Origin of the sequence: Streptomyces sp. CGMCC 4.7035, assembly GCF_031583065.1 — a bacterium.
Lineage (GTDB): Bacteria > Actinomycetota > Actinomycetes > Streptomycetales > Streptomycetaceae > Streptomyces > Streptomyces yaanensis.
Genome location: NZ_CP134053.1, coordinates 7,648,189 through 7,674,303, shown reverse-complemented (window position 1 = coordinate 7,674,303; position 26,115 = coordinate 7,648,189). Strand labels below are relative to the sequence as shown.

The 26,115-nt window shown below is 71.5% G+C and carries 21 protein-coding genes and 2 pseudogenes; 14 read left to right on the top strand and 9 right to left on the bottom strand.

Annotated elements, in window-relative coordinates; translation table 11 throughout:
* The first annotated feature begins 161 nt into the window (after positions 1–161).
* The 5 genes from Q2K21_RS33700 to Q2K21_RS33680 all read left to right on the top strand — a co-directional run bounded on the left by Q2K21_RS33700 (position 162) and on the right by Q2K21_RS33680 (position 5,792).
* Complete coding sequence (locus Q2K21_RS33700; RefSeq protein WP_310779224.1) at positions 162–1,346, top strand: lipid II:glycine glycyltransferase FemX; 1,185 nt, start codon at positions 162–164, stop codon at positions 1,344–1,346.
* Positions 1,343–3,028: a murein biosynthesis integral membrane protein MurJ gene (gene murJ / locus Q2K21_RS33695; RefSeq protein WP_386275905.1), complete on the top strand. Its 1,686-nt coding sequence runs from the start codon at positions 1,343–1,345 to the stop codon at positions 3,026–3,028. The genes Q2K21_RS33700 and murJ overlap by 4 nt, the downstream gene beginning before the upstream one ends.
* A gap of 79 nt (positions 3,029–3,107) precedes the next feature.
* A complete protein-coding gene (locus tag Q2K21_RS33690; protein WP_310779219.1) occupies positions 3,108–3,788 on the top strand; it encodes a response regulator transcription factor in 681 nt (226 codons plus the stop codon).
* Between the two features lie 7 nt (positions 3,789–3,795).
* Positions 3,796–5,268: a sensor histidine kinase gene (locus Q2K21_RS33685; RefSeq protein WP_310779216.1), complete on the top strand. Its 1,473-nt coding sequence runs from the start codon at positions 3,796–3,798 to the stop codon at positions 5,266–5,268.
* Positions 5,265–5,792, top strand: coding sequence for a hypothetical protein (locus Q2K21_RS33680; RefSeq protein WP_310779213.1), 528 nt, complete (start codon positions 5,265–5,267; stop codon positions 5,790–5,792). Before Q2K21_RS33685 ends, Q2K21_RS33680 begins: the two co-directional genes overlap by 4 nt.
* Positions 5,793–5,865: 73 nt before the next feature.
* Here the strand turns inward: Q2K21_RS33680 and Q2K21_RS33675 are convergent, their stop codons facing one another.
* Entirely contained in the window at positions 5,866–6,525 is a 660-nt protein-coding gene (locus tag Q2K21_RS33675) for an HD domain-containing protein (protein ID WP_310779210.1), read from the bottom strand.
* Between the two features lie 46 nt (positions 6,526–6,571).
* Here Q2K21_RS33675 and Q2K21_RS33670 point away from each other — a divergent pair.
* A pseudogene (locus Q2K21_RS33670) lies at positions 6,572–7,020 on the top strand (hypothetical protein).
* Positions 7,021–7,123: 103 nt separating this feature from the next.
* Positions 7,124–7,813 carry a copper homeostasis protein CutC gene (locus Q2K21_RS33665; protein ID WP_310779207.1) on the top strand — a complete coding sequence of 230 codons (690 nt, stop codon included), beginning with the start codon at positions 7,124–7,126 and terminating at the stop codon, positions 7,811–7,813.
* A 33-nt stretch (positions 7,814–7,846) separates the two neighbouring features.
* Here Q2K21_RS33665 and Q2K21_RS33660 read toward each other — a convergent pair whose 3' ends face one another.
* Positions 7,847–9,829: a HelD family protein gene (locus Q2K21_RS33660; RefSeq protein ID WP_386275914.1), complete on the bottom strand. Its 1,983-nt coding sequence runs from the start codon at positions 9,827–9,829 to the stop codon at positions 7,847–7,849.
* Positions 9,830–10,428: 599 nt separating this feature from the next.
* Between Q2K21_RS33660 and Q2K21_RS33655 the strand changes: the two genes are divergently transcribed.
* On the top strand, positions 10,429–10,617 hold the full coding sequence (locus Q2K21_RS33655; RefSeq protein ID WP_310779201.1) for a hypothetical protein: 189 nt from the start codon (positions 10,429–10,431) through the stop codon (positions 10,615–10,617).
* Between the two features lie 22 nt (positions 10,618–10,639).
* Here Q2K21_RS33655 and Q2K21_RS33650 read toward each other — a convergent pair whose 3' ends face one another.
* Positions 10,640–12,283, bottom strand: a complete 1,644-nt coding sequence (locus Q2K21_RS33650) for a DNA repair helicase XPB (protein WP_310779198.1) — start codon at positions 12,281–12,283, stop codon at positions 10,640–10,642.
* 110 nt (positions 12,284–12,393) lie between these two features.
* Here Q2K21_RS33650 and Q2K21_RS33645 point away from each other — a divergent pair, with 110 nt between their 5' ends.
* The gene (locus tag Q2K21_RS33645; RefSeq protein ID WP_310779195.1) at positions 12,394–13,953 is read left to right on the top strand and encodes a recombinase family protein; all 1,560 of its coding nucleotides are present in this window, start codon (positions 12,394–12,396) and stop codon (positions 13,951–13,953) included.
* A gap of 67 nt (positions 13,954–14,020) precedes the next feature.
* On the opposite strand, the gene Q2K21_RS33640 is transcribed toward Q2K21_RS33645, so the two are convergent.
* The 3 genes and pseudogenes from Q2K21_RS33640 to Q2K21_RS33630 all read right to left on the bottom strand — a co-directional run bounded on the left by Q2K21_RS33640 (position 14,021) and on the right by Q2K21_RS33630 (position 16,025).
* The gene (locus Q2K21_RS33640; RefSeq protein ID WP_310779192.1) at positions 14,021–14,476 is read right to left on the bottom strand and encodes a hypothetical protein; all 456 of its coding nucleotides are present in this window, start codon (positions 14,474–14,476) and stop codon (positions 14,021–14,023) included.
* Between the two features lie 423 nt (positions 14,477–14,899).
* Positions 14,900–15,493 (bottom strand): annotated as a pseudogene (locus Q2K21_RS33635) (protein kinase domain-containing protein); the annotation flags it as partial.
* A gap of 289 nt (positions 15,494–15,782) precedes the next feature.
* Positions 15,783–16,025, bottom strand: coding sequence for a hypothetical protein (locus Q2K21_RS33630; RefSeq protein ID WP_310779189.1), 243 nt, complete (start codon positions 16,023–16,025; stop codon positions 15,783–15,785).
* A gap of 321 nt (positions 16,026–16,346) precedes the next feature.
* On the opposite strand from Q2K21_RS33630, the gene Q2K21_RS33625 reads away from it, so the two are divergent.
* Both Q2K21_RS33625 and Q2K21_RS33620 read left to right on the top strand, forming a co-directional pair.
* On the top strand, positions 16,347–16,547 hold the full coding sequence (locus tag Q2K21_RS33625; protein ID WP_310779186.1) for a hypothetical protein: 201 nt from the start codon (positions 16,347–16,349) through the stop codon (positions 16,545–16,547).
* Positions 16,548–17,012: 465 nt separating this feature from the next.
* The gene (locus Q2K21_RS33620) at positions 17,013–17,507 is read left to right on the top strand and encodes an NUDIX hydrolase (RefSeq protein ID WP_310779183.1); all 495 of its coding nucleotides are present in this window, start codon (positions 17,013–17,015) and stop codon (positions 17,505–17,507) included.
* Between the two features lie 31 nt (positions 17,508–17,538).
* Here the strand turns inward: Q2K21_RS33620 and Q2K21_RS33615 are convergent, their stop codons facing one another.
* The 3 genes from Q2K21_RS33615 to Q2K21_RS33605 all read right to left on the bottom strand — a co-directional run bounded on the left by Q2K21_RS33615 (position 17,539) and on the right by Q2K21_RS33605 (position 22,395).
* Positions 17,539–18,501 (bottom strand): helix-turn-helix transcriptional regulator, encoded by a 963-nt coding sequence (locus Q2K21_RS33615; protein ID WP_310779180.1) that lies wholly within the window; start codon positions 18,499–18,501, stop codon positions 17,539–17,541.
* 65 nt (positions 18,502–18,566) lie between these two features.
* The gene (locus tag Q2K21_RS33610; protein WP_310779177.1) at positions 18,567–19,325 is read right to left on the bottom strand and encodes a CHAP domain-containing protein; all 759 of its coding nucleotides are present in this window, start codon (positions 19,323–19,325) and stop codon (positions 18,567–18,569) included.
* Positions 19,326–19,779: 454 nt separating this feature from the next.
* Entirely contained in the window at positions 19,780–22,395 is a 2,616-nt protein-coding gene (locus tag Q2K21_RS33605; RefSeq protein ID WP_310779174.1) for a helicase-associated domain-containing protein, read from the bottom strand.
* A 498-nt stretch (positions 22,396–22,893) separates the two neighbouring features.
* Between Q2K21_RS33605 and Q2K21_RS33600 the strand changes: the two genes are divergently transcribed.
* From Q2K21_RS33600 to Q2K21_RS33590, 3 genes are all read left to right on the top strand, one after another.
* Positions 22,894–23,892 carry a hypothetical protein gene (locus Q2K21_RS33600; protein WP_310779171.1) on the top strand — a complete coding sequence of 333 codons (999 nt, stop codon included), beginning with the start codon at positions 22,894–22,896 and terminating at the stop codon, positions 23,890–23,892.
* A 165-nt stretch (positions 23,893–24,057) separates the two neighbouring features.
* A complete protein-coding gene (locus Q2K21_RS33595) occupies positions 24,058–24,675 on the top strand; it encodes an HAD family hydrolase (RefSeq protein WP_310779170.1) in 618 nt (205 codons plus the stop codon).
* Between the two features lie 207 nt (positions 24,676–24,882).
* Positions 24,883–26,109: an RNA-guided endonuclease InsQ/TnpB family protein gene (locus tag Q2K21_RS33590; RefSeq protein WP_310779167.1), complete on the top strand. Its 1,227-nt coding sequence runs from the start codon at positions 24,883–24,885 to the stop codon at positions 26,107–26,109.
* Positions 26,110–26,115 lie beyond the last annotated feature (6 nt).

Here is a 26,115-nt window from a genome sequence, read left to right as displayed (position 1 = left end):
GACATCGGCATATCGGCCGTGTGACAGCGACTGCTGGGGAACGGTCATCGTCCGGTCACATTCGCCGCGCGGCACGGTCACGGGCGCCTGCGAATTTTTCTCGTGTTCCGTGCTGCACGGCTCGGTTCCCACTCGACACCAACGGCACCCGAGGAGGCGCAGTGTCAGCACTGCTCGTGACGGCAAGCCGCGGTCGGCAGGAAGCGCGGCTGGGGCCCGTCTCCGCCGAGGCGTACCGCGCCTTCCTGGCATCCCGCACCGGCTCCGCCCTGGCCCCGGGCTTTCTCCAGTGCCCCTCCTGGGGCGCGGTGAAGAACGGCTGGCAGGCCCAGCTGCTCGGTTGGGGGCCGGGGACCGGCTCCCGGGCGGGTGAGCTGAGCGGGGTGGCGTTGGTGCTGCTGCGTCAGTTCCCCGGCACCCGGAAGTACTTCGCCTACCTGCCCGAGGGGCCGGTCGCCGACTGGGCCGACCCGGACCTCGACGGCTGGCTCACCCCGCTGCTGCGCCATCTGCGAGCCGCGGGAGCCTTCGCCGTACGCATCGGGCCCGCGCCCGACTACCGCCGGTGGGACGCCGCCGCACTCAAGGCGGCAACCGGCCCCGGGCGGCGCCTCGCCGACGTGCTCGCCTGCGAGGTCGATCCCCTGGGCGCCGTCGTGGCCGAGCGGCTGCGGGCCCATGGCTGGCGGCGCTGCGGCGAGGACACCGACGACGGGGACGCCCAGCCCCGCCACGTCTTCCGGGTGCCGCTGGCCGGGCGTACCCGCGACGACCTGTGGTCCGGGCTCAACCAGGAGTGGCGGCGCAACATCCGCCGGGCGGCCAAGTCGGGCGTCGAGGTGACGGTGGGTGGGCCGGCCGAACTCGCCGCGTTCTACCGGCTGCTGCGGATCACCGAGGAGCGCGACGGCTTCCGCCTCGGCCGCTCGCTCGCGTACTACGAGCGCCAGTACGCGGCCCTCAACGCGGAGGAGCCGGGCCGGATGAAGCTCTACCTCGCCCGCCACCAGGGCGAGATACTGGCCGCCCACACCATGATCACCGTGGGTCGGCGGGTCTGGTACCAGACCGGGGCCTCCGCCGACCACCGCCGCGAGGTCCGCCCCTCCAACGCCCTCCAGTGGCAGATGATGCTCGACGCCCACGCCCGGGGGGCGGAGGTCTACGACATGCGTGGCGTACCCTCCATCCTCGACCCCGACGACCGCTCGTTCGGGCTGCTGCGCTGGAAGCTCGGCACCGGAGGCCAGGTCGTCGAGACGCTGGGGGAATGGGAGACACCCTTGGACGGCACCGCCAACCACACGCTGTACCGCGCCTTCCAGATGTATCTGGCCCGCCGATGAGCGCCTCCGCGACCCCCACGAGTGCCGCCACCGCCACGACAGAGAAGTCGAGGGGCCGGCGGTCCGGCTCGGTGCTGCGCAGCGGCGCGGTCATGGCCGCCGGGTCCCTCGTCTCCCGCGCCACCGGATTCGTACGCTCCGCCGTGATCGCCGCCGCGCTCGGCATGGGTCTTGCCGCCGACGGCTACGCGGTCGGCAACACCGTCCCCAACATCGTCTACACGCTGCTGATGGGCGGCGCGCTCAACGCCGTCTTCGTCCCCGAGCTGGTCAAGGCGGCCAAGGAGCACGAGGACGGCGGGGCCGCGTACACCGACCGGCTGCTCACCGTCTGCACGGCGGCCCTGCTGCTGATCACGGCCGGGGCGGTGTTGGCCGCGCCCGCGATCGTCGCGGCCTACACCGACTACACCGGGGCCCAGGCGACGACGACGGTCGCCTTCGCGCGCTACTGCCTGCCGCAGATCTTCTTCCTCGGTCTGTTCACCCTGCTCGGGCAGGTGCTGAACGCCCGGGGCCGGTTCGGCGCCATGATGTGGACCCCGGTCCTCAACAACGTGGTCGTCATCGCCGTGTTCGGCCTGTATCTGGTGACGGCCGGTACCGGGGGCACGCTCACGCCCGGCGAGACCGCGCTGCTCGGCTGGGGCACCACGGCCGGGATCGCCGTCCAGGCGCTGGCGCTGCTGCCGTCCCTGCGCGCGGCGCGCTTCCGCTGGCGGCCCCGGTTCGACTGGCGGGGCAGCGGGCTGTCCCGGCCGCTGCGCTCGGCGGGCTGGCTGGTGCTGCTCGTGTTCACCAACCAGCTCGCGTACTGGGCGGTGACCTGGCTCGCCACGGTGGCGGGGCAGCGCGCGGCCGCCGAGGGGATCGATGGCGGGGCCGGGTTCAGCGCTTACGGCAACGCGTATCTGCTGTGGGCCGTGCCGCACGGGATCGTGACCGTCTCGCTGGTCACCGCGCTGATGCCGCGGATGAGCGGGGCGGCGGCCGACGGTGACACGGCGGGCGTGCGCCGGGACGTCTCGTACGCGCTGCGCACCAGCACCGCCGCCGTGGTGCCCGCCGCGTGCGTGCTCCTCGCGCTCGCCGAGCCGGTCATGGCGCTCGTCTTCCAGTACGGCAGGACCGGCGCGGACGACATCGCGGTGATGGCGGGGGCGCTCGCGGCCTTCGCGCCGGGGCTGATCGCCTTCTCCGGTCAGTACGTCCTCTCCCGCGCCTTCTACGCGCTCTCCGACACCCGCACGCCCTTCCTGCTGAACCTGGTGATCGCCTCACTCAACGCGGGTCTGTCCGCGGCCGCTTGTCTGCTGCTGCCCGCGCGCTGGGCGGTCACCGGCATGGCCGGGGCGTACTCGGTGGCGCTCTTCGCGGGCTGGGCGGTCACCGCGTACGTGCTGGACCGCAGGCTCGCGGTGACGGCGGGCTCCGGGCGCGGCGGGCTGTGGCGTTCCGCGTCCGTGGCCGCCCTGGCCCGGCTGCTGCTCGCCGGGGTCCCGGCCGCCGCGCTCGGCCACCTCGCGGCCGGGCGCGCGGCCCCGCTCGGCCCGCTCGCGGCGGCGACGGCGGGCGCGGCGGCCATCCTCGTGACTTTCGCGCTGCTGGCCCGTCCCCTGCGTCTGACCGAACTGGAGGCCGCCCTCGGGGCGGTGCTCCGCAGACTCCGCCGCCGGGCCTGACGATCACGCCCGGCAAACCTCTTTTGTACGCCAACTGACCAGTTGCTGACTTCATTTGACGGGATGGAATACTCCACACATGCCACGCGTCCTCCTCATCGAAGACGATGCCTCCGTCCGCGAAGGGATCGAGCTCGGCCTGCGCCGCCGCGGGCACGAGGTGCGCACCGCCCCCACCGGGGAGGCCGGGCTCGCGGCCATCGGTGAGTTCCGGCCCGATCTGCTGCTCCTGGACCTCATGCTGCCGGGCATGAACGGGGTCCAGGTCTGCCGTCAGGTACGCGAGGCGGGGCAACTGCCGATCATCATGCTCACCGCCCGCGGCGACGACTTCGACGTCGTGGTCGGTCTTGAGGCAGGAGCCGACGACTACATAGTCAAACCCGCCCGCACCGAGGTGATCGAGGCCCGCATCCGAGCCGTACTGCGCCGCATCGACGAGCCGGGCGGACGCCCCGCCGTGGAGTTCCACGGCGACCTCGCCATCGACCGTGCCGGGCTGAACGTCGCCAAGTCCGGGGAACGCGTGGCGCTCGCCCCCTCCGAGCTCAAGCTCCTGCTGTATCTGACCGCCGCGCCGGAGCAGGTCTTCAGCCGGCAGCAACTGCTGGAGCAGGTCTGGGAACACAGCTACCACGGCGACGCCCGCCTGGTCGACGCCTGCGTACGCCGGCTGCGCAACAAGATCGAGGACATGCCCGGCACCCCCCGCTACATCCAGACCCTGCGGGGCTTCGGCTACCGCTTCGGACCGCTGTGAGGTCGTGGTGAGCCGCCGGAAGGCCCGCATCGGGCTGCGTGCCCGACTGGTGCTCGCGTTTTTGCTGGTCGCCGCCGTCAGTGCCGTGACCACCGCGGCCCTGACCTATCGCGCGGCGCGCACGGCGATCCTCGAACAGGCCCAGGACACGGCCGTCTCCTCCTTCCGCGAGCGGGTCCAGAAGCTGGGCACATCGTTTCCCGTCGAACCCCGGTACCTCCGCCCCCAGTTGCAGGGGATGGCGCGGCAGGGCAAACCCCGGACATGGGTGGTGTTCGCCGAGTACGGGTCGGTCCGGGTCTCCTCCGGTGACAGCCCCGTCTCCACTGTGATCACCCCCGAGCTGCGCCACGCCGCGTTCGCCCACCCCCGCGGTGGCTTCCAGCGGGTCGACAAGAACGGCGTCCCATGGCTGACCATCGCCATGCCGGCCGTGTTCCAGACCGGGAAGACCGTGCGCCCCACCGGGCTCGTGGTGTACGCCGTGATGCGGCTGGACGAGGAGGACGCCAACGTCCGGGCCATGGTCATCGCGGCCCGCGACGGGGCCGTCCCGGGGCTCGCGGTGGCGCTCGTCCCCGCGTTGCTGGCCGCGCGCAGCGTGCTGCGTCCGGTCCGCGACCTGCGGAAGGCGGCGCGGAACATGGGCAGCGGTCGCCTCGACACCCGCATCCAGGTCAAGGGCAGCGACGAACTCGCCGACCTGGCCCGCACCTTCAACGAGTCCGCCGTCGAACTGGAGCGGACCGTCGGCGAGCTGCGGGCGGCCGAGGCGCGCGCGCGTCGCTTCGCCTCCGACGTCTCCCATGAACTGCGCACCCCCCTCGCCGGGATGCTCGCCGTCACCGAGGTGCTGGACGAGGATGCGGCCCACCTCGCCCCGGACACCGCTGCGGCCGTCCGGCTGATCAGTGCGGAAACGGGCAAACTGGCCGTCCTCGTCGAGGACCTGATGGAGATCTCCCGCTTCGACGCCCGGGCCGCCGAGCTGAACACCGACGAGGTCGACGTCACGCAGACCATCCGCAAGACCCTGGCGAGCCGTCACTGGACCGATCCCGCACAGGTCGTCACCGACCTGCCCGACGGCATCCGGGCCCGGCTCGATCCCCGGCGCTTCGACGTCGTCATCGCCAACCTGGTCGGCAACGCACTGCGGCACGGAAGCGCGCCCGTCGTGGTGCGGCTGCGCACCGAGCCACACGGTGACGGGGGCGGGGCGAAGGACGCCGGGTGGCTCGTCACCGAGGTCGCGGACAGCGGCCCCGGCATCCCCGCGGACGTGCTGCCGCATATCTTCGAGCGCTTCTACAAGGCGGACGCGGCCCGCACCCGCTCGGCGGGCAGCGGTCTCGGCCTCGCCATCACTCTGGAGAACGTACGGCTGCACGGAGGCACGGTCCGGGCCGCGAACAGCCCGGCGGGCGGCGCCGTGTTCACCGTGGAGATACCTCTGAGGGGCGAGGAGGAGACGACGTGAAGCGTCCGCGCCCCGCCGTGGGCCGCGCCGTCGCGGCCTGTGCCACGGTGGCCGCCCTGCTCGCCGGCTGCGGAGTGCAGGAGACCGACGTCATCGAGGTCGGCGGGCCGGCCACCCTCTTGGCCCCCGACTACAAGGGGCAGGTGCTCCTCTTCTTCGTCGTCGGAGAGGGCGAAGAGGAGCACCTGACGACGGTGGTCCGGCAGGTCGCAGCGGACGGGGTTCCTCCTGACGATGCCGAGCCGGTGGCCGGCCCGAAGCGCATCTCCGCGCTGTTCGCCGGCCCGCAGGCGGACGAGCGAGCGGCCGGGCTCCGCACGGAGCTGCCGGAGCTGAAGGGCCGCGTGGAGGTGGAGACGAACTCCGGCACGGTGACGATCGATCTCCCGCTCGCGGTGCGGCGGCTCGGGAAGATGGCGGTGCGTCAGGTGGTGTGCACGGCCGCGTACGTGGAGGGCGGCGACGGAGGCGCGCCGGTGATCATCAAGGGCGACGACGAAACACTCCCGCCGGCCCGTTGTTAGCCCGGCAACACTGTTCGTGCGGCGGTGGGGCCGGCTTCTGGGGACATACCGCCGGAGCGCCCGTCCATGCACGCTACTCCGGCCGGGCCTGTGACGTCAGCAGATCCAGCTCCGACCGCAGGTTGTACCGCGCCGTCGCCTCCCACTCCGCCGCCCCGTACGGCGTGCGGAACAGCCGGGGCAGGTCCAGGAGTTGGCCCAGGATCGCGGCGCGGCCCGTGCGGAAGGCGTCGTTCGGGACGAAGTGGTACTCCTCGCGCACGGCGGCGGTGTAGGCCGCGTACGCGGACGGGGGTGCCGCCAGGATCGCCAGGTCGGCGTCGCACAGCACCTGGCCGTCGCGGTCGCCCTCGGCCGGGTCGTGGGTGACGGTGAGGCGGACCAGGCGGGCGACCTCGGCCGTCTTCCGCGGCGGGACCCCGGCCTCCGGGAGCGCGCGTTCGGCGAGGCGGGCCGAGCGCTCCTCGTTCTCCGAGCGGTCGGGCAGGTAGACCGCGTCATGGAACCAGGCGGCCAGACGGACGACGTCGGGGTCGTCCGCGTACGTCTCCAGTACGTCGACGTGGTCGAGGACCGCGGTGAGGTGCGCGAGCGTGTGGTACCGGCGTTGCGGCTCCTGCCAGCGGGCGAGCAGGTTGTCGGCGTACGGGGCCGGGTCGGGGCCGCCGGCCGGTCCCCGGACTCCTTCCAGGGCACGGGTCCAGCGGGTGCGCAGCGCGTCGAGATCGGCCATGGCGTCATTCTCCCGCGCCGCACCCGGGGCCCCTGCCTTGGAGCCCATGACTGACGTACACGAGGAGCGGGACCCCGAGCTGCCCGGGCGGCTGCCGGCCGTCGAGCGTGACGCCCTGATACCGCTGCTGCGGGCCCGGCCCGACGCGGACTTCTCGCTGCCGACCGCCGCGTGTCCCTGGTGGACGGTGCGGGACGTGCTCGGTGACGTACGGGAGACCTTCGGCGAGCCGGGGGCGTACGCGGGGAGGGGCTGCCGGACGCACTGACCCTGCTGGTCCGGGTGACGCGGGAGAAGGGCCACCTGCCGCTGCACGCGGACCTCGACGACGTGGACGAGCCGCTGCGGCTCGGAGACATGTCCGCGCAGCGGACGCCCGCGCGGTACATCGGTGACGCCGCCACCCTCGTGCGGCTGTACGCGGGACGCCCGGTGCGCGGGGCGGGGTACGAGCTGGCGGGGGTGGAGGAGGCGGACCTGAACATCTTCGGCTGATCCACCCCCGGGCGATCTTCTCGCCCCCGGCACCCCGCCGTCGTACCCTTGGATTGGACTAGACCTGTAGCCGCTCCTGGGGAGCACCGACGGAAGGGGTCCTATGAGCACGCGTGCAGTCCTGGAGGTGATCGCCCTCGACGTCGAGGACGCGGTCGCCGCCCAGGCCGGAGGCGCGGACCGCCTCGAACTGGTCACCGACATCGCCGCCGACGGGCTCACCCCGCCGGCGGAGACCTTCGCCGCGATCCGCGCCGCCGTCGGCATCTCGCTGCGCGTGATGCTCCGGCTGCGGGACGGGTTCGCGGCCGGTGACGTCGAGGCGCTCGTACGCGCCGCGCGCGAGCTGCGCGCGGCCGGCGCCGACGAGTTCGTGCTCGGGTTCCTCGACGAGGCCGGCGGCCCCGATCTCGCCGTCGTGGAGCGGCTGCTCGCGGAGCTGGACGGCTGCCGCTGGACTTTCCACCGCGCCATCGACCACTGCGCCGACCGCGACGCCCTGCGCAAGCAGCTCGCCGATCTGCCGGGCCTGGACGCCTATCTCACGGCGGGCTCGCCGGACGGCGTGGACGACGGCCTGCCCACCCTGCTCGCCGAGGCCACCCGGCGCGGAGAGCCCGGCTACACCCAGCGGCTCCTCGTCGGCGGCGGCCTCCGCCTCGACCACGTCCCGCGGCTGCGCGCGGCCGGCGTCGGCGCGTTCCACATCGGCGGCGCGGCCCGCCCGCACGGCTGGACCGCGCCGGTCTCGGCGGAGGCGGTACGGGAGTGGCGTACGGCCGTCGACAGGTAGCCGCCGAGGCTGCGGACAGCCACCAAGACCCCCCTACCGGAGCGGCGGAGCCTCGGTCAGTTGGGTCGGCAGTGGCGCCGCATGGGTCACGATCAGGCCCGACACCGCTCGGGTCAGGGCCACGTACAGGCGGCGCAGGCCCGTGCGCTCGTCCGGTTCGCCGTCCACGACGGCCCGGGGCTCGTCGAGGACCACGTAGTCGTACTCCAGACCCTTGGCGAGCGAGGCCGGGACCAGGGTCAGCCGGGTCTCCTGCGTCGTCTCCGCACCGGGGGACAGACACGCGATCCCCGCCGCCGTGAGCGCCTCCTCCAGCGCCGGGACGCGGGCGTCGGCGGCGATCAGACCGGTGGAGCCCTCGTTGCGCAGCGACTGCTCGCAGGCGGCCACCACTTCGCGGATGTCCGTGATCGTGCGGACCTCGAAGAAGCCGGGGTTCTCACGCACCGACGCGACCGGCGTGAGGCCCGGCGCGATGTGCGGCAGCAGCCGGGAGGCGTACGTGATCACGTCCGTCGGCACACGGAAGCCGGCCGTCAGCTCCTCGACCACCGCCTCGGACTTCCCGAGGTGGGCGAGCGCCTCCTGCCAGCTCCGCGTCGCCCAGGGGGTGGTGCCCTGGGCGAGGTCGCCGAGCACGGTCGCCGAACCGGTCGTGCAGCGCCGCCCGACCGCCCGGTACTGCATCGGCGAGAGGTCCTGCGCCTCGTCCAGCACGACGTGCCCGAGCGAGTGCGTGCGCTGGACCAGATCGGTGGCCTCGTCGATCAGCACGGCGTCCGCGGGGGACCACTTGGCGGACTTCACGGACCGGACCGGCTTCGCCCAGAGGATCTCCTTGCGCTCGTCCTCGTCGAGGAGCCCGTCCGCGTGCGCGGCGAGGAAGTCGGCGTCGGTGAGCAGCCGCAGCACCAGCTTGGCGGGATCGACCGGCGGCCAGATCGCCTTGACCGCCGCCTTCACCGCGGCGTTACGGGCGACGGCGTCCTGTACGCGGTCGTCCGGTGCCTCCCCCGACCGCTCCATCTGGACCAGCACGGCGTGCGCGATCCGCTGCGGCAGGGCCTCGCGGGCGGCGCCGTACCGGATGTCCCGGTCCAGCAACTCCCGCACGATCTCCTCCAGTTCGTACGCGGGCACGCGCCAGCGCCGTGAGCCGCGCACCACCACGACCGGCTCGGTCGGCATCGTCACGTGCGAGCGCACGGCCCGGCGCAGGACCTCCGCCATGCGTGCGTCGCCCTTGATGACGGCGGCGGCCGCGGTGTCCGTCCCGCGCACCTCGACATGCGCGACGAGGTCGTCCACCGTCGCCTGCCTGACCTCCAACTCGCCGAGGGCGGGCAGCACCTGCTCGATGTAGTGCAGGAAGGACTTGTTCGGCCCGATGACGAGGGTGCCGGTGCGGGCCAGCCGCTCGCGGTGCGCGTACAGGAGGTAGGCGACGCGGTGGAGGCCGACGGCGGTCTTGCCCGTCCCCGGGCCTCCCTGCACGCACACGGTCCCCGACAGCCCGGACCGCACGATCTCGTCCTGCTCGGGCTGGATGGTGGCCACGATGTCGCGCATCGGGCCCACGCGCGGGCGCTCGATCTCCTGCTGGAGCAGTTTGCTGGTGGTGGCCGCCTCGGCGGGGTCGGAGAGGTGCTCGTCCTCATAGGCGGTGAGGTCGCCGCCGGTGTAGCCGAAGCGGCGGCGCAGCCCGACGTCCATCGGGTCCTTCTTCGAGGCCCGGTAGAACGGCTGCGAGACGGGCGCGCGCCAGTCGATCACCATCGGGTCGCCGTCGGCGTCGTGCACATGCCGGCGCCCGATGTAGAACCTCTCGCCCTCGGCGCCCTCGGCCTGGTCGGCGCCGGGCGCGTGAAGGTAGTCGAGCCGGCCGAAGAAGAGCGGGGTGTGGCTGAGGTCGGCGAGGGCCTTGATGCGCTCGTCGATCTGGCGGGCCAGCACCTCGGCGTTGACCCAGTTCGCGGTGACATCGCTGATGTCGAGGTTCTCCACGTCCTCGCGCATCGCGCGCAGCGCCGCCCGGGAGGCGGTGAGGTGGGAGCGCTCGCGGGCGAGAGGGCCGGGGCCGGACGGGTCGGGGCCGGGGGCGGGCGCGGACGGGGTGGAGGGGGTGGACGGCGTGGACGGCGTGGACACGGAAAGGTGCCTCCGGGGCGTGGCGGGGGCCGGTCGGGGGTGCGGACACCGGCCGCTGTCGCGGTGACTGGTGGCGGTACTGCCGTCCGGTTTCCGTCCGGACGGTGGCTCTCCGTGAAGGGAGGCGGGCAAGAGAGGGGATTCTAGGTGACGGGCGGATACGGGGCCAATGGATTTCCGGGCAGCTGTGGACGCGGGGCGATCGGTCGTCCCGCCATCCACGGATGCGGTAGCCCACGCCCTCGTCCCGCCATCCACGGATGCGGTAGCCCACGCCCTCGTCCCGGCATCCACGGACGCGGGGCCCACCGGACGGCCGGGCATCTCGGGGTCGCCACCCCGGGTTCCCTAGGGGACGGCGTCCCTCCGGAGTACTACGGGAGCGGGACTCCAGGGGGACACGAGAGCCGCGCAGGTTACGTCCCTGGTCCGACGCCATTCGGGGCACGGGGTTCCACCATGGAGACATGAGTGCAGCAACCTTCACACCAGCCGGGCACGGCCCGCCGTCCGGTGCGACGGCTCTCGACGGTGACCACCATCACCATCGCCTCGGCGACGCCCTGCGTGCCCTCAGGGTGTTCGTGGGCGCCGCGATAGACGTGATCCTCCTCGGCGAGTACGGCGAAGAGGCGGGCGTCCGCAGCCGCCGGTAGCGGCGACTGCGGACGTCGTCGTTCAGCTCTCCTCGGCCAGCAGCTCGTCCGCGTCCATGATCCGGTAGGCGTACCCCTGTTCCGCCAGGAAGCGCTGGCGGTGGGCGGCGAAGTCCTGGTCGATGGTGTCCCGGGCGACGACCGAGTAGAAGTGCGCCTGATGCCCGTCGGCCTTCGGCCGCAGCACCCGGCCCAGCCGCTGCGCCTCCTCCTGCCGCGACCCGAACGTTCCCGACACCTGGATGGCGACGGTCGCCTCCGGCAGGTCGATGGAGAAGTTCGCGACCTTGGAGACGACGAGCACGCTGATCTCACCCTCGCGGAAGGCGTCGAAGAGCTTCTCGCGCTGGGCGTTGGAGGTCTCGCCCTTGATGACGGGCGCGCCCAGATGCTCACCCAGCTCGTCCAGCTGGTCGATGTACTGCCCGATGACGAGGATCTGCTGCCCGGCGAAGCGCCGCACCAGCGCCTCGGTCACCTTCCGCTTGGTGTCGGTGGTCGCACAGAAGCGGTACTTCTCCTCGGTCTCGGCGGTGGCGTACGCGAGCCGCTCGGATTCGGTGAGGTTGACCCGCACCTCCACACAGTCGGCGGGCGCGATGTACCCCTGGGCCTCGATCTCCTTCCAGGGAGCGTCGAAGCGCTTGGGCCCGATGAGGGAGAAGACATCCGACTCACGGCCGTCCTCCCGCACCAGCGTCGCCGTCAGCCCGAGCCGCCGGCGCGCCTGGAGGTCGGCCGTGAACTTGAAGACGGGCGCGGGCAGCAGGTGCACCTCGTCGTAGACGATGAGCCCCCAGTCGCGGGAGTCGAACAGCTCCAGGTGCGGATAGACGCCCTTCCGCTTGGTCGTCAGCACCTGGTACGTCGCGATGGTGACGGGCCGGATCTCCTTGCGCGTACCGGAGTACTCCCCGATCTCGTCCTCGGTGAGCGAGGTCCGCTTCACCAGCTCGTGCTTCCACTGCCGGGCGGAGACGGTGTTGGTGACCAGGATGAGGGTGGTGGCCTTGGCCTGGGCCATGGACCCGGCGCCGACGAGGGTCTTGCCGGCGCCGCAGGGCAGCACGACGACTCCGCTGCCGCCGTGCCAGAAGTTCTCGACGGCCTGCTTCTGGTAGGGCCGCAGCGTCCACCCGTCTTCGTGCAGCTCGATCGGATGCGCCTCGCCGTCCACGTACCCCGCGAGATCCTCGGCGGGCCAGCCCAGCTTCAGCAGCACCTGCTTGATCTGCCCGCGCTCGGAGGGATGGACGGCGACGATGTCCGGCTCGATCCGGGCCCCGACCAGCGGAGCGATCCGCTTCGACCGCAGCACCTCTTCGAGGACGGGCCGGTCGGTGGTCGTCAGGACCAGTCCGTGGGCCGGGTGCTTGGTGAGGGTCAGCCGCCCGTACCGGTCCATGGTCTCGGCGATGTCGACGAGCAGCGCGTGCGGCACCGGATACCGGCTGTACTGCACGAGCGCGTCCACGACCTGCTCGGCGTCGTGACCGGCGGCCCGCGCGTTCCAGAGTCCGAGCGGGGTCACCCGATAGGTGTGGATGTGCTCGGGCGCCCGCTCCAGCTCGGCGAACGGCGCGATGGCCCGACGGCATGCGTCGGCCTGCTCGTGATCGACTTCGAGGAGCAGCGTCTTGTCGGACTGGACGATTAGGCAGGACACGCATACCTCCGCGGATAGGATTGTCACCGTGACGGACACCACACCTGCCAGCGGCGCGGGCTATGCCCCGTGCCCGGCGCCGGAAGGGCGTACCGGCCGACGCGCCGGGGATGCGCGCCGCTATCTATGTTCGCCTATCGCGTGAAACGGACGAGACGACTTCTCCCGAGCGCCAGAGAGCGGCGTGCGAGGCACTGTGTGAGGCGCGTGGCTGGGACGTCATATTCGTCGAGGAGGACATCGATGTCTCCGGTTTCTCGCGGGGCCTCGACCGGCCGGGTCTGCAACGCATCCTGACCAGGCTCGCCGAGCTGGACGTGATCGTGTTCTTCAAGATCGACCGGCTCGCACGCTCGACGGTCGACTTCGCGGAGATCATGCGGCTTGCCGAGCATCAGAGCGTCGCGCTCGCGTCAGCGACGGAGCCCCTCGACCTCACGTCGTCCATGGGCCGGGCCATGGCGAAGGTGATCGCCGTCTTCGCGGAGCTGGAGTCCGACACCATCGGCATGCGGGTGTCCAGCGCGCACGAGCACCTGCGCCGCGAGGGCCGCTACACCGGGGGCCGGGTCCCGTACGGGTACATGGTTGTTCCCAACCCGAACGGGGCGGGCAAGGTTCTCGCGGTCAACGAGGACGAGGCCAAGACGATCAGGAGGATCGTGGAGCAAGTCCTTGCCAAGGACTCGCTCATGCAGATCATCAACGACCTCAACAAGGAGGGCGTCCCGTCGCCCGGCCACACCTCACGCCAGACCACGGGCAAGCGCAGCGACTCCAAGCAGTGGTACACGACGACTCTGCGCAGCCTGCTGAGCAATCCGCAGTTGCTCGGCCAGGTCATCGAGGACGGAAAGCCGATCCTGCGAACGGACGGGCTGCCCCTGGTCAACCGTCCACCGATTCTCGACACGGACACTTGGCAGGCACTCCAGGACGAGCTGAAGCGCCGGGCCAATCCCGGTGAGAAGCGCCGGGAGGGGACGTCGCTACTGCGCGGCATCATGCACTGCGGAGTCTGCGGTGAGCGCATGTACACCTTCAGCGGGCGCAACGGTCAGCTGCGGTACCGGTGCATCGGTCCGCTGAAGTACCGCCAGCGGGCGGCCAAGGGGGAGGAGAAGCCGGGCGAGAAGTGCTACGGGCCGACCGTGGCAGGGGTGACCACTGAGGAGCACGTCACTGAGCAGTTTCTTGCGAAGTACGGGCACCTCCCCGTGATGCGGATGGTCCAGGAGGTGGGCGAGGACTTCCGTCCCCAGATCCGGCAGGCCGAGGAAGCGTTGGCCGACCTGCAGAAAGACCGGTACGACCGAGGTCTGTTCAAGGGAGATGACGGTGCGATCCGGTACGTGGAGCAGTACGCCAAGCTGGAGGACCGCCTGGCGTCCCTGAAAGATAAGCAGCGAACGGCGAAGCCAGGCGGCGTGAAGGCGGAGCCGACCGGCGAGACGCACGCCGAGCAGTGGAAGCGCTCGGACGTGACCGGTAAGCGAGACCTGTTGTTGAACGCGGGCGGCTACGTGGAGGTGGCACCCGCGCGGCGCGGCGGGAAGAAGCTGGACACATCGCGGTTGTCAGTGCACTTCGGTGAGGAAGGGCACATGCGGCGGACGGCAGCGGAGAAGAAGGTCGGGCAGGTCGAGACGGCCGAGGAAGACGAAGGCTGACGCCGCCGGACACAGGAGAGGGCGCCCCCACCGGGCGAGGTGGGGGCGCCCTTGTATGCGGCCGGGGTCAGGCTGCGTGTTGGTCACTCTTGCGCCAGGGGCCGACGACCTTGATCGAGGGGCGGCAGTAGGACAGCGTGGCACCGTCGCGGGTGGTGAACTCAACTGTCCCTGCTGCGAGCTCGCAGAGAGCATCACCGGGAGGGTGCGCGAGTGCGGACCTCAGCGCCGGGACGGATTCCGCGAGGTCCCACGAGGCGGAGCTGAGGCGGAAGCCGCCGAGGTCGTAAGCGTCCGCGAGACGGAACGCGACGCGAACGATGGGCTTGGGGTCATAGCGAGGCGCGGCCGTCAGCAACCCCGCTCGGACGGATTCAGGACCGGAGATCACGACCGGCAGGCTGCTCGACCGGGGCAGCGCTTCAAGGTGGTCGGAGGCGCCGCCGGATTGGATCGGTGACCGCTCACCGAAAAGCCGCCGAATGGCCGCGGCGACCCCGCCAAGCACGACCGCGCCACCCAACCGCCCACCGTTCAAAGCCGCATGGCCCGCAGAGCCGCAGTCCGAGCCCAGTTGCCGGGCCACGGCGGCAACGCCCAGGCCGGATCGAGGTGCGGCCCGTGATGTATGGAAGAAGCGTGGCTGAGGCCGGTACGGAGTTGCTGGAAGCACACGTGACGGACGCTCAGCCGGCGCACCCATCGTCGTGGCTGACTTTCGGTGGCTCAGGTCAAAACCCTCTCCAACTCGACAACATGAAACCGGGGTTGCAGCAGCAGCCGCATCCGAGCACGCCAACTGCCCCGGTGCCATCGGCACCGGGGTCCTGATCAGGGATTCCGTGACCGAACCACCCGGAATGCTGTCCAGGCTGAGGGGTGGTCCGGTCTTTGCGTTGTCGGTCTTGGCCGTGCGATTGACGCCGGAGGAATCGGCGCTTCGGGATCAGCTCAGGGCCTTGCCCACCTCGTAGATGGTGGGCCTGTCCTCGGGAGCGTGGCTGAGCATGGCGTCGATCAGTTCTCCCAGCTCACCGGCCGCCTTCACGGGGCGACGCTTGCCGTTCGCCACGGCCTCTCTCTGGACAGGGCGCGGAGCGTCGTCCGGGTACTCGACCGCCCGCCAGCCTGTGGCACAGATGAGCAGGGAGGCACCGAGGGCGTAGATGTCCGCTTCCTGCGTCGGCTCGGCTTCCCCCGTGGCGAGCACGCTGCGCGCGATCTCCGGTGCCTCGTAGTGGACCAGGCAGCCACGGAACGGGAAGTCGTACCCCTCGGGCACGTGTCCGCCCCGAGCAAGGGCCAGGTCGATGAGGTGGGTCCGCTCTGACCCGATGATGAAGTGGGCGGGCTGTACGTCACCGTGGGCCCAACCCTTGGCGTGAAGTTGAGCCAGCGCCTCCACGCAACCCAGCGCCACCTTGGCGTGCGGTTCGATGGACGAGGCTTGGCTACGGTAGGGCTCCCACAGTCGGTACAGGTCCGGCCCTTCGTGCCACGGCTGGAAGTTCCACGTCCCGCATTCCCACTCGCCGTACGCGCGCGACCGGTCCTCTGATCGTTCGCCGTTGCCGTCATGCGACTACTCCTTGTGTGTGGCGGTGCATGGCACTTACCGCCCGCATCGGTCGCCGAGCCTTGGCCTGAGAACGACCAAGAGGCGGGCTTGGAGGGCCCCCCGGACGGGGAAAGGGGGAGCCGGGGAACTGGCACCCGTCCGGGGCAGCCGGTCTACTGGCCGGTGGCGAGAGCCATGCCGATCACCAGGCCGCACGACCCGCTGATCATGATGATGAACAGGACTCCTGCGTACCGACCGATGGCGCGCATCACAGCCCGTCCCGACTGTTGCCGTTCCTGATGGCCAGGCGTGCGCTCAGTTCCTCCCGCGCACTCCGCGCCACCACGCTGTCCGGCAGGGCATCCCACTCAGTGCCGCCGCCGATCGGCCTTATCTGCACACGGCCGCCGACCTCACCCATGACGACGCCGATACGTCCACTGGCACTGTCCTTCGCCAGTTCACCGATGCCTGGTCTGGTCTGCTGGTTGCTCGCCATGCACAGGAGCATCGCGATCCAGGGACCGCCGTCAAAAGGTCAGACTGATTACCCAACTTGGGTAACATCGCGGCAAGTAGAGACCTAGCGACGTTGCGTAGCCCTCGCAGTGGGGAGCCACTCAATGCCCGACGCCGACGGGCCGCAGGAACTGCCTGCCAGGCTGCTCACCGAGCCCGAGATGATCGACGCGTGTCGGGTACGGGACTCCGCCCGAGTCTTCCGACTGGTTGAGTGTTCACCGGTGTTCATCTTCGTCCGGTCGTACCACAGCGGACACGCCTTCCGAGAACTTCGGGATTGTCAACGCCCATCGGATACTTGGAGTCAGCCGTGTCCCACCTCACCGTCGTTCTGTTCGCCATCTCGCTGGTGGTCCTCGTCGCGCTGCTGGCCGCCGCCGGCGCGGGGAAGCTCGCCCGTCTCGACGGTGCCACCTATCCGACCGCGTTGTTGAGGGCCGCTGCCACCTTCGCGGCAGTTCTCACTCTCGCCGCCGCTCCGACGGGCGCGCTCACGCGGGTCCTCTCGTGAGCCGTCACACGCTGCGTCCTAACCCTCTCCAAAGCGTCGCTGCAGCGGTGTCATCTGTTCGGAGCTAACGGCAGCCCTGACGGCAACGTCGGCACACAGAGGCCAAGGAGCACAGCCGTCGGCGATCAGCTCGAAGGAAGGCGAAGCCCCGGAAGAAGAGGCTGCCCGATCCTACGGATCAGAAGAAGGAAGGCGAAGCCCCGGAAGAAGAGGCTGCCCGATCCTACGGATCAGAAGGTTGAAGGCTCGAACGCTGCCAACCGCGCGGTGATTCTGAGACTGGCGGCGCCCCCTGGAAGGCGTGCCGGGGGTCGCTGCTGTCCGTCGCCTTGGATCGATGGCCGGATTCCCGGCTCTCAGGCAGGCCGCACAGCGTGGTGATGGCTTGGTCAGTGATCACCGATCCCCACCGCTGGTCGTTCGTGAGCTCGGCCACCGGTATGCGCTTCTGCGATCGTGAGTGCCATGGGTGAACTGGTGGAACGGGTCGACGAGCATGACCGGGTGCTCGGGGTGGTGGACCGGGACGAGGCCATCGCGAACCGCCTGCTGCACCGCGTCGCGACGACCGTCTGCCGGGACCCGGAGGGCCGCATCCTGGTGCATCGCAGACAGCGGCACCTGTCCCGGTTCCCGGGGCAGTACAACTGGTTGATCGGCGGAGCCGCGGACGTCGGGGAGTCGTACGAGCAGGCGGCGGCCCGCGAACTCGCCGAGGAACTGGGCGTGCGGGCGCCGGTTCGGTTCCTCTTCAAGTTCCTCTGCCACGGGGTGATCAGCCCATACTGGCTCGGCGTCCACGAAGCCGTCATCACCGAGGACATCGCCCCTGATCCGTCGGAGATCGCCTGGCACGGGTGGGTCGCTGAACGCGAGATGCGGGACGCGCTTCGGCGGTGGCCGTTCGTACCCGATGGTGTCGAGGCTCTGGAGCGTTACCTGGCCGATCCGACCCGATGACCCGGCCCGGTCACGGCATCCGCCCCGGCGATCAAAGCGCGGCTTCGACGACGAAGAGCTGGGCGTCCGTGCCCGTGCAGGGTTCGACGACGGCCTCAGCGCCTGCGGCGCTGCTCGCGTCCTTGATGCCTACGCACCTCTCGTCGGTCACATGGATCAGATAGGTCCGGACAGCGGCCTTCCCGGTTTTCTTCGGTTTCTCGGGCTTCGTGGGCACGAAGCGGAAGGCGGTCGTCGGGTCGCAGTTGTCCCACGGTTCGAGCAGCCCCTTGCCGGGCCCGGAGGTGAGCTCCTTCAGGCAGCCCTTCCCTTGGCCGGGGCGGTACCAGGAGATGTGGTGGGCGCCCTGGCCCAGCGGATCCAGGGTCGTGGTCTGCGGCGCCGTCTCGTCGCAGGGGCGCTGCACGGCGACGAGGGAGTCGTACCGCCCGTCCGCAACCTTTCCGTCCGTCACACACAGGCCGGGGGAACCGAGCGGCCGGATGAGGACCGGATCGTGCGGCAGCTGCGCGGCCTCGGCCGTCGGCTCGGCCGAGGTCCGGTCGTCGGGCGTCCCCGAGTCGCCGGAGTCACGCAGGGCCCAGGACGCGGTCGTGATCAGCGCGACGGCGGCGGTGACGGACACGGCCACGACGCGCGTACGCCGGGCGCCCATGAGCCAGCGGACCGGACCCGGGGCCTTCTCCGGCGCGGGGTCGCCGTCCGGGGGCGGCTCCTGAGCCTCGGCGGCCCGCTGCCGGGCGGCCAGCCATTCATCCACGTCCTCGCCCTCCCCGCACGCGCGGACGAACGCGGCCAGCAGCTCCGGCCGCGGCAGCGAGCCGTTGCGCAGCACGTCGGCCAACGTGCTGCGCGGCAACAGCTCACCCTGCCGGGCGGCGTGCTCCTCCAGCTGTCGGTACGTCAGCCGGGAGCGCGCCTTCAGCTCGCGCAGCTCCGCGTTCAGCTCAGCCGCGGTCCGTAACTCCTGCAACGCGAGCGACCTTTGTCCCATGGGGCCCATACTTGTCGTGGGCCTGCCATGGGACAAAGTGCTTTCAGGACAACATCACCGGACGGCTACCGCGCCACCGGCGAGGTGAAGCCGATGACCCTGCCCGCAGTGGCGCGCTGATCCTTCTTGTAGGTGAGCTGCTCGAGAGAGGTGTTGCCCTCCACCGAGTGGTACATCTTCCTGGCGGAGTTGTACGAGGTCACCACGCCCACGTGGTCGGCCTTGCCGTCACCGTTGTTGTCGTAGCTCACGACGTCACCGGGCTTCGGCTTGTACGGGTTCGTCGGCCTCTTCACCTCGGCCTTGGTGTGCCAGGTGTGGTTCTTCTTGCCGTACAGGCGGAAGGAGTCGGCCGACGCGTTCAGGTCGGTGATCTTCGCCTCGCCCCAGTACCAGGTGTACTTGGCGAAGTCCGCGCACCAGGCGCGCGAGGTCCACTTGACGCTGGTCCAGGTCTTCTTCCAGACGCCGTTGACCTTGATGTACATGTAGCCCTTGCTCGTTCCGCACGCCTGGTGGTTGGTGATCGTGCCGGTGCGGGGGGCACTGGTGCGGTCCCAGCGGAGGTTGGCCTTCGCCGTCCAGAAGCCGGTGTAGAAGTTGCAGTTGTTCTTCTCGGTGTCGCCGTCCTTGGCGTCGCCCTCGAACTTCCGCTTCTGCACCTCCGCGTTGGTGCTCGTGTACTGGCCCAGAGCCTGCTTGGCGATCGCCGGCCCCGGCGAGGTCGCCGCCTGGGCGGGGGCGGCCATGACGAGGCTCCCCAGTGACATGGCCAGGGCCGTCCCCGCGACGGCCGTGGTCTTCGCCGTGTTCTTCGCGAACATTGCGTGCTTCCTTCCGTCTGATCCGTACCGGACCCGAGGGCGGGTCCGGCTGACAGACCGAAAGGCTGGCCGGGGGTGTTCGGGGTGCTCAAGAGGTTGAGGTGTCCAGGACATGTCCGGGACATGGCTCCACTGTCCGGCCTGGTCAGCGGCTTGTCCGGGCTGCATTCGGCGTCCGGAACGGGACGCCGGACACCTTCTGGGACGGGGGAGACGCGGAGACGCCGGGCAGACCTCAGGAGCAGCCCGCTGTCCCTCTCGTGTGTCTTGCTCGTCCGGCGGGAGCGGCGCAGGGCGCGCACGGGCGGGGGGAGGAGCTCGCGGTGATGTCCAGCTGTCCAGCTGTCCAGCTGTCCAGCTGTCCAGCTGTCCAGCTGTCCAGCTGTCCAGCTGTCCAGCTGTCCAGCTGTCCAGCTGTCCAGCTGTCCAGCTGTCCGGCTATCCGGCTATCCGGCTACGGCTGGTCGTCCGCCAGCTCCGCCACCCCCGTGATCCGGTGCAGCGGATACGTCCGGACCTCGTCCGCCGTGTGGTCGTACGCCGTCACGAAGCCGCCCTCCACCCGTACCGGGGCGATGACGCGCTGGGAGGCGGTGCCCTCGGCGTTGACGTAGCCGATCCACAGGGAGCCGCCGGTGAGGACGGCGGCCTGCATGGTGGCGAGGGTCTCGGCGGAGCTGGTGCGGGGGAGGTCGCCGTCGGCGGTGGGGTTCCCGGTGGGCTTGCGGGGTGTCGTGGAGGCCAGGTCGCCCGCGCGGATGGCGCGCAGGGCCGCGGTCAGGAGTGTGGCGTCGGGGGTCGGGGGGCCTTCCGGGACCGGCTCCGGCGCGGTGCGCGGCGGGGTGCGGTGGGCGTGGGCGCGGGTGATCAGGACGTCGCCCTCCGCCGACTCGGCGGCCGGGGCGAGGCCCATGGCCCGCAGGCCGTCGAGGAGGGTCGCCGGGTCGGTCTGGGCGGCCAGGACCGTCGGGGCCAGGCGGCGCAGGCGGAGGGAGGCCGAGCGCTTGTCCGCCAGGATCTCGTTCAGCAGGGCGTCGTCGTCGCAGCGCACGTACGCCGAGGCCACCCCGACGCGCAGATGGCCGTGCTTGCGGGCCACGTCGTCGATCAGGTACGCCAGCGGCTGCGGAACCGGGGTGCGGGAGTGCGCGGCGAGGAACGCGTGCAGGTCGGATGCCGCACGGCCCGCGTCCAGGGCACGGCGTACGGAGGCGGGCGTGAAGCGGTAGACGGTCGCGCCGCCCTTGGACTCGACGTCCGCGAGCACGTCGAGCATGTCGGCCAGCGGGCGCTCCAGCGGGCCGGGGGCCACCGCCGTCAGGTCAGCCTGGAGCAGGACGTGGTCCAGGGGCTCGGGGAGCAGCGGGGCGAGCAGGCGCGCGGCGTGGGCGGCGGCCGTGGCCCGCTCGGCGGCGGTGAGGGGTTCACGGGGCGCGGGCCGGTGGTGCTGATGGTGGACGGGGAGCTTGTCGCCGGGGCCGGCCGGTTCGGCGGCGGGTGCGCGGTCCGGGCGCTCGGGGTGGTCGAGTTGCTCGGGGTGTTCGCCTTCGCCGAGCAGGGCGCGGCCGTGCGCGGACAGGGCACCGCGGCCCGTGACGCCCAGCAGCTCCGCCTCGGACAGCGTCCAGCGGGCCAGTCGGGTGCGCAGGTCGTCGGCGGCCGGCTGGGCGCCGCGCAGGGCGCGTTCCCAGCGCAGGCGGGACAGGATCGCGTCGGGGGCGGCGGAGGTGCCCCGGGGCAGACCGGCGAGCAGGGCCAGGACGCGGTGGCGGACCTCCGGCGCGGCCGAGCGGTCCAGGCCGGGGCCGAGGGCGGAGAGCGTACGGTCCTTCGTGTCCCGTCCGCCGACCAGGCCCGGCGTGCGGGTCGCCGTGAGCCAGGCCGCGGCCAGCCGGCTCCACCGCTCGGAGGCGGGCAGCTCCAGCCACTCGTCGTACGCCGGGGTCGCCGCGTACCGCTCGTCGGCCTCGCCGTCCGAGGCCAGCAGGCCCGCGGCGTAGGCGAGCTCGACCCAGAAGGCGGCCACGGGCTCGGGAACGTCCAGCGCCACGGCCGTCCGTTTGAGGTCGCGCACGCTGAGCCCGCCCGCCCGCAGCACCGACGGCCCGCCCTCGTCCCAGTCCTTGAGCAGTTCCTCGACGGTCGCGAGCGCGGTGTACGCCTGACCGGCCGCCGTCGCGTCCACAACCTGTGGACGGTATGTCGCGGCGGCCTCGACGGGGGGCGGGAGCGGCTCGGTGTGGCGGTGGGCACGGCCGGAGCGCAGATGCAGGGCCACTTCGCGGGGGAGGACGACCGTGCCGGGTGCGGTGGGGAGCAGCAGGCCCCGGTCCAGGAGCCAGCGCAGGTGCGCGGCGGGATCCGGGGTGACCTGGCCGTAGGGCGGGCCCCACACGAGGCGGGACAGCACCTCCAGCGAGTCGGCCGGGGCCGCGTCGAGCAGCACGGCCATGCGGGCGCGGTCGGTGAAGAGGGCGGTGAGGGAGGCCACGGCGGACACGGCGTCGTGGGTGGTCGGCAGCCCCGCGGTGGTCAGGATCTCCTGGATCCGGCCGGGGGACATGCCGGCGGTGGCCTCGGCGACGGTGGGGCCCAGGCCGGTGGGGGAGGGGTGCTGCGGGGACGGGGCGAGCAGCTCCCGGGCGGTGCGGACGAGATGGAGCCGGTCGTCGGTGCCCCAGACGAGGGCCTGCTCGCGCAGGGTGGCGAGGGCATGGGGGAGGACGTCGGCGACCACGGGGTCGGCCTCCGCACCGCCGTCGCCGGCCATCAGACCGAGGAGTTCCTCGTACGACGCCGGGTCCGGAGCCACGGCCAGGGCCTCCGCGGTCTGCAGGGCGAACCGGTCGAGACGCTCCAGCGCACGGACCACGCTCGCGCGGGTGCCGGCCCGGGTGGCGAGCTGGGTGAGGTCGGTGGGGACGGGGGTGATGAGGTCCGGGCGGGCACGAAGGAGGGCGGACAGGGAGGCGTCGTCCCGCGCACGCAGGGACTCGGCCAGCGAGCGGGGGGCGGTCGTAGCGGAGCCGACGGCCGGGGATTCCTTGCGTGAGCGCTCCTCGGGGGTCATCCGGCCAACGGTAGCGGGTGGGACGCGGGTGATGTCGGGGTCGGGCAGGGTGGTGTCCTTGCGCGTGGGGGCAGTGCTTTTCGGCCTGGTTCCGCACAACGAGCCTGTCCGGGGGTCCCCTGCTCGGAGAGCTTGGGGGAGTTTGAGGGGCGAGGCCGTCAAGGCCGGTACGGGGGTTTGGGGGCGAAGTATCCAGGGACGGCGTGCCCGGGATGTGGGTGCAGTGCTTTTCGGCCTGGTCCAGGAGTCATTGGCCCGTCCGGCGTTTGAGGGCGAGGCCGTCAAGGCCGATACGGGGGTCTGGGGGCGAAGCCTCCAGGGACGGCACGCCCGGGATTCGGGGGCAGTGCTTTTCGGCCTGGTCCAGGAGTCATTGGCCCGTCCGGCGTTTGAGGGCGAGGCCGTCAAGGCCGATACGGGGGTCTGGGGGCGAAGCCCTCAGGAACGGCACGCCCGGGATACGGTACGTGTCAAAGCGGCCCACCCCGGAGGGGCTTCGTGGGGATCGAAAGTGATCAGCTGGTCTTCGACTACCTGAGCCGGGTCGGAGACCTGGCCCAGCGACACCAGCTGCCGTCGGCCACGCGCATGCGGCTCGTGTCCGAGCTGCGGGGTGAGATCGACCGGAGCCGGGCGAAGTCCCCGGTCGACAGCCCGGCCGCCGTCCGCCGCATCCTGGCCCGCCTGGGCACCCCCGACGAGGTCGTCGCCGCCGCGTCCGCCGACGCCCCCGGCGGCACCGCCGAGAGCCGTCCCGCCGCTGTTCCCGTCCAGCGCGCGGACGACGCGGAGCCCCGGCCCAAAGGTCTGCGCCGCGTCGTGCCCCGCCCCCGCTCCGCCGAGCCCGGCCCCGCCGACACCTCCCGGAACGCACCCTCCCCGCCCCACCTGGCCGGTGCGCACGAACTCGGCGACAGCGCCACCCGGCCCGACTGGTGGCGCGTCGAGGGCGGCTCCGGCGGCGGGTTCGGGCTCGGTGACGCCGTCCCGGGGTTCGTCGGCGGTGTGGAGATCCCCGAGCTGCTGAAACCGCCGCCGGGCGACACTCCGAAGCCGGAGGCCGGCCGCGACAATCCGGCCCCGGAACCGGCCGCCGCCGTGGAAGCCGCCCCGGCCGCCGAGGAGACCGCCGCCCCGCGCCGCCGCCTGCCCCGCCTCACCGGCCGCCGCAACCCCCTGCTGCTCGTCGCGGCCCTGCTGCTCGTCGTCGGCGCCGTCCTCGGCAGCTGGCCCGCCCTCGGTCTCGGCTGGCTCATCGCCTGGGCGTCCCGCCGGCTGAGCCCCGTCGAGTCCAAGTGGGCGGTCATGGGCATGCCCGGCGTGGCCGCGGCCGCCGGCGTCGTCTGGCTCTGGGGCCGTACCGACGGCCGCTGGGGCGACCCGATCGCCCAGGGCCATATGAACGACGCGGTCGCCCAGACCTGGCCGTGGGTCGTACGGGGAGCGGCCCTGGCCTCGGCCCTGTACCTGGTGTGGCGCTCACAGCGAGCCAAGTGAGGCGACCGGCTCACGGCTGTGGCTCACTCGGGCCACCGGGCTATGGCTCACGGCTGTGGCTCACCGGGGTCATGACTCATCGGGGCCACCGGGCCCACCGGGGCCACCGGGGCCCACCGGGGCCATGGCCCACCGGCGCCATGGCCCACTGGGACAATGGCCGATATGACGTCTCGCGCCCTCACCGTCGGCTTTGACCTCGACATGACGCTGATCGACTCCCGCCCCGGTATTCACGCCTGCTACCTGGAGCTTTCCGCGCGTACGGGAACCTACATAGACGCCGATCTGGCCGTCACGCGACTCGGGCCGCCGCTGGAGGAGGAGCTGGCCAACTGGTTCCCGGCGGAGCAGATCGAGGCGGTGGCCGTTCTCTACCGTGAGATGTACCCCACCATCGCGATCGCCCCGACGCTCGCGATGCTCGGCGCCCGCGAGGCGATCCAGGCCGTGCGGGCGGCCGGCGGGCGGGCGATCGTCGTCACCGCCAAGTACGAGCCCAACGCCAAGCTGCACCTGGAGTACCTCGGCATCGAGCCCGACGCGGTCATCGGCGACCTGTGGGCCGAGCGCAAGGCGGAGGCCCTGATCGAGCACGGCGCGGCCGTCTACGTCGGCGACCACACCGGTGACGTCCGTGGCGCCCGTACCGCCGCCGCGTACTCCGTCGCCGTCGCCACCGGCCCCTGCGACGCCGACACGCTGCGGGCCGCGGGCGCGGACGTCGTCCTCGCCGACCTCACCGAGTTCCCCGCCTGGCTGACGGCGTACGAACCCAGCTAAGGCGCCGGCGGTCGTCCGGCCGGCCCCGAGCCAGCCACCCGCTACCCGCTACCCGCTACCGGGATTCATTCGCAGTGCACCGGCGTTCACGCCGGTGGTGAAGCGAATCTGGACGCGGCGACGCGGAGCGTCGCCGAATCGTTCCAGCGGAGCTGGATTCGGCTGATCCGTCCCGGGCTGTCAGTGACGGGTGTTAGCGTCCGGATCGTGCAGCTTCGGTATGCCTTCCGTCTCGACCCGACACCGGGTCAGCGCAGCGCGCTGGCGAGGGCGTTCGGGTGCGCGCGGGTGGTGTACAACGACGCGATCGCGGCGCGGGAGCGGGCGCGGGCGGCGGGGGAGGCGTTCCCCACGGCGGCGGTGCTGTCGAGGACGCTGGTCACCGAGGCGAAGAGGACCCGTGAGCGGCACTGGCTGGGCGAGGTGTCGGCGGTGGTGCTGCAGCAGTCGCTGCGGGATGCGGAGAGCGCCTACCGGCACTTCTTCGCCTCCCTGAAGGGAGCCCGCAATGGGGCGCGGGTAGGGGCACCCCGCTTCAAGTCCCGCAAGGACGAACGGCAGGCGGTCCGGTTCACCGCGAACGCGCGCTGGAAGATCAACGAGCCCGGGAGGCTGTTGCTGCCGAAGATCGGCGAGGTGCGGGTGCGCTGGTCGCGGGCTCTTCCCTCGATCCCCTCCAGCGTCACGGTGATCAAGGACGCGGCCGGGCGATACTTCGCCTCCTTCGTCATCGACACCGACCCGGAGCAGGACCGGACCCGCTTCAGCGAGCCGGACCCCGACAGCACCCTCGGCATCGACCTGGGCCTGACCCACTTCGCGGTCCTGTCCGACGGCACGAAGATCGACTCCCCGCGGTTCCTGCGCCGGGCCGAGAAGAAACTGAAGAAGGCCCAGCGGGAGCTGTCCCGCAAGCAGAAGGGATCGAAGAACCGTGAGAAGGCCCGGCTGAAGGTCGCCCGCGCCCACGCGCAGGTAGCTGACGCGCGCCGCGAGTTCCACCACCAGCTCTCCACCCGGCTGATCTGCGAGAACCAAGCGGTCGCCGTGGAGGACCTGGCAGTGAACGGACTCGCGCGCACCCGGTTGGCCAAGAGCGTGCACGATGCGGGCTGGTCCCGGTTCGTGGGCATGCTGGAGTACAAGGCGAAGCGGTACGGCCGGACCTTCGTGAAGGTCGGCCGGTTCGAGCCCACCAGCCAGGTGTGCTCCGCCTGCGGGATCAAGGACGGGTCCAAGCCCCTGCACGTGCGGGAGTGGACCTGCCCTGCGTGTGGCACGGTCCACGACCGGGACCACAACGCTGCGAAGAACATCAAGGCTGCCGGACTGGCGGTGACAGCCTGTGGAGCGCGGGTAAGACCGGGACATGTTCCGGCACCGCGCGGTGAAGCAGGAAGCCATGGAATCCGGTCCGGAGCCCGTGCCGCGTAGCGGCAC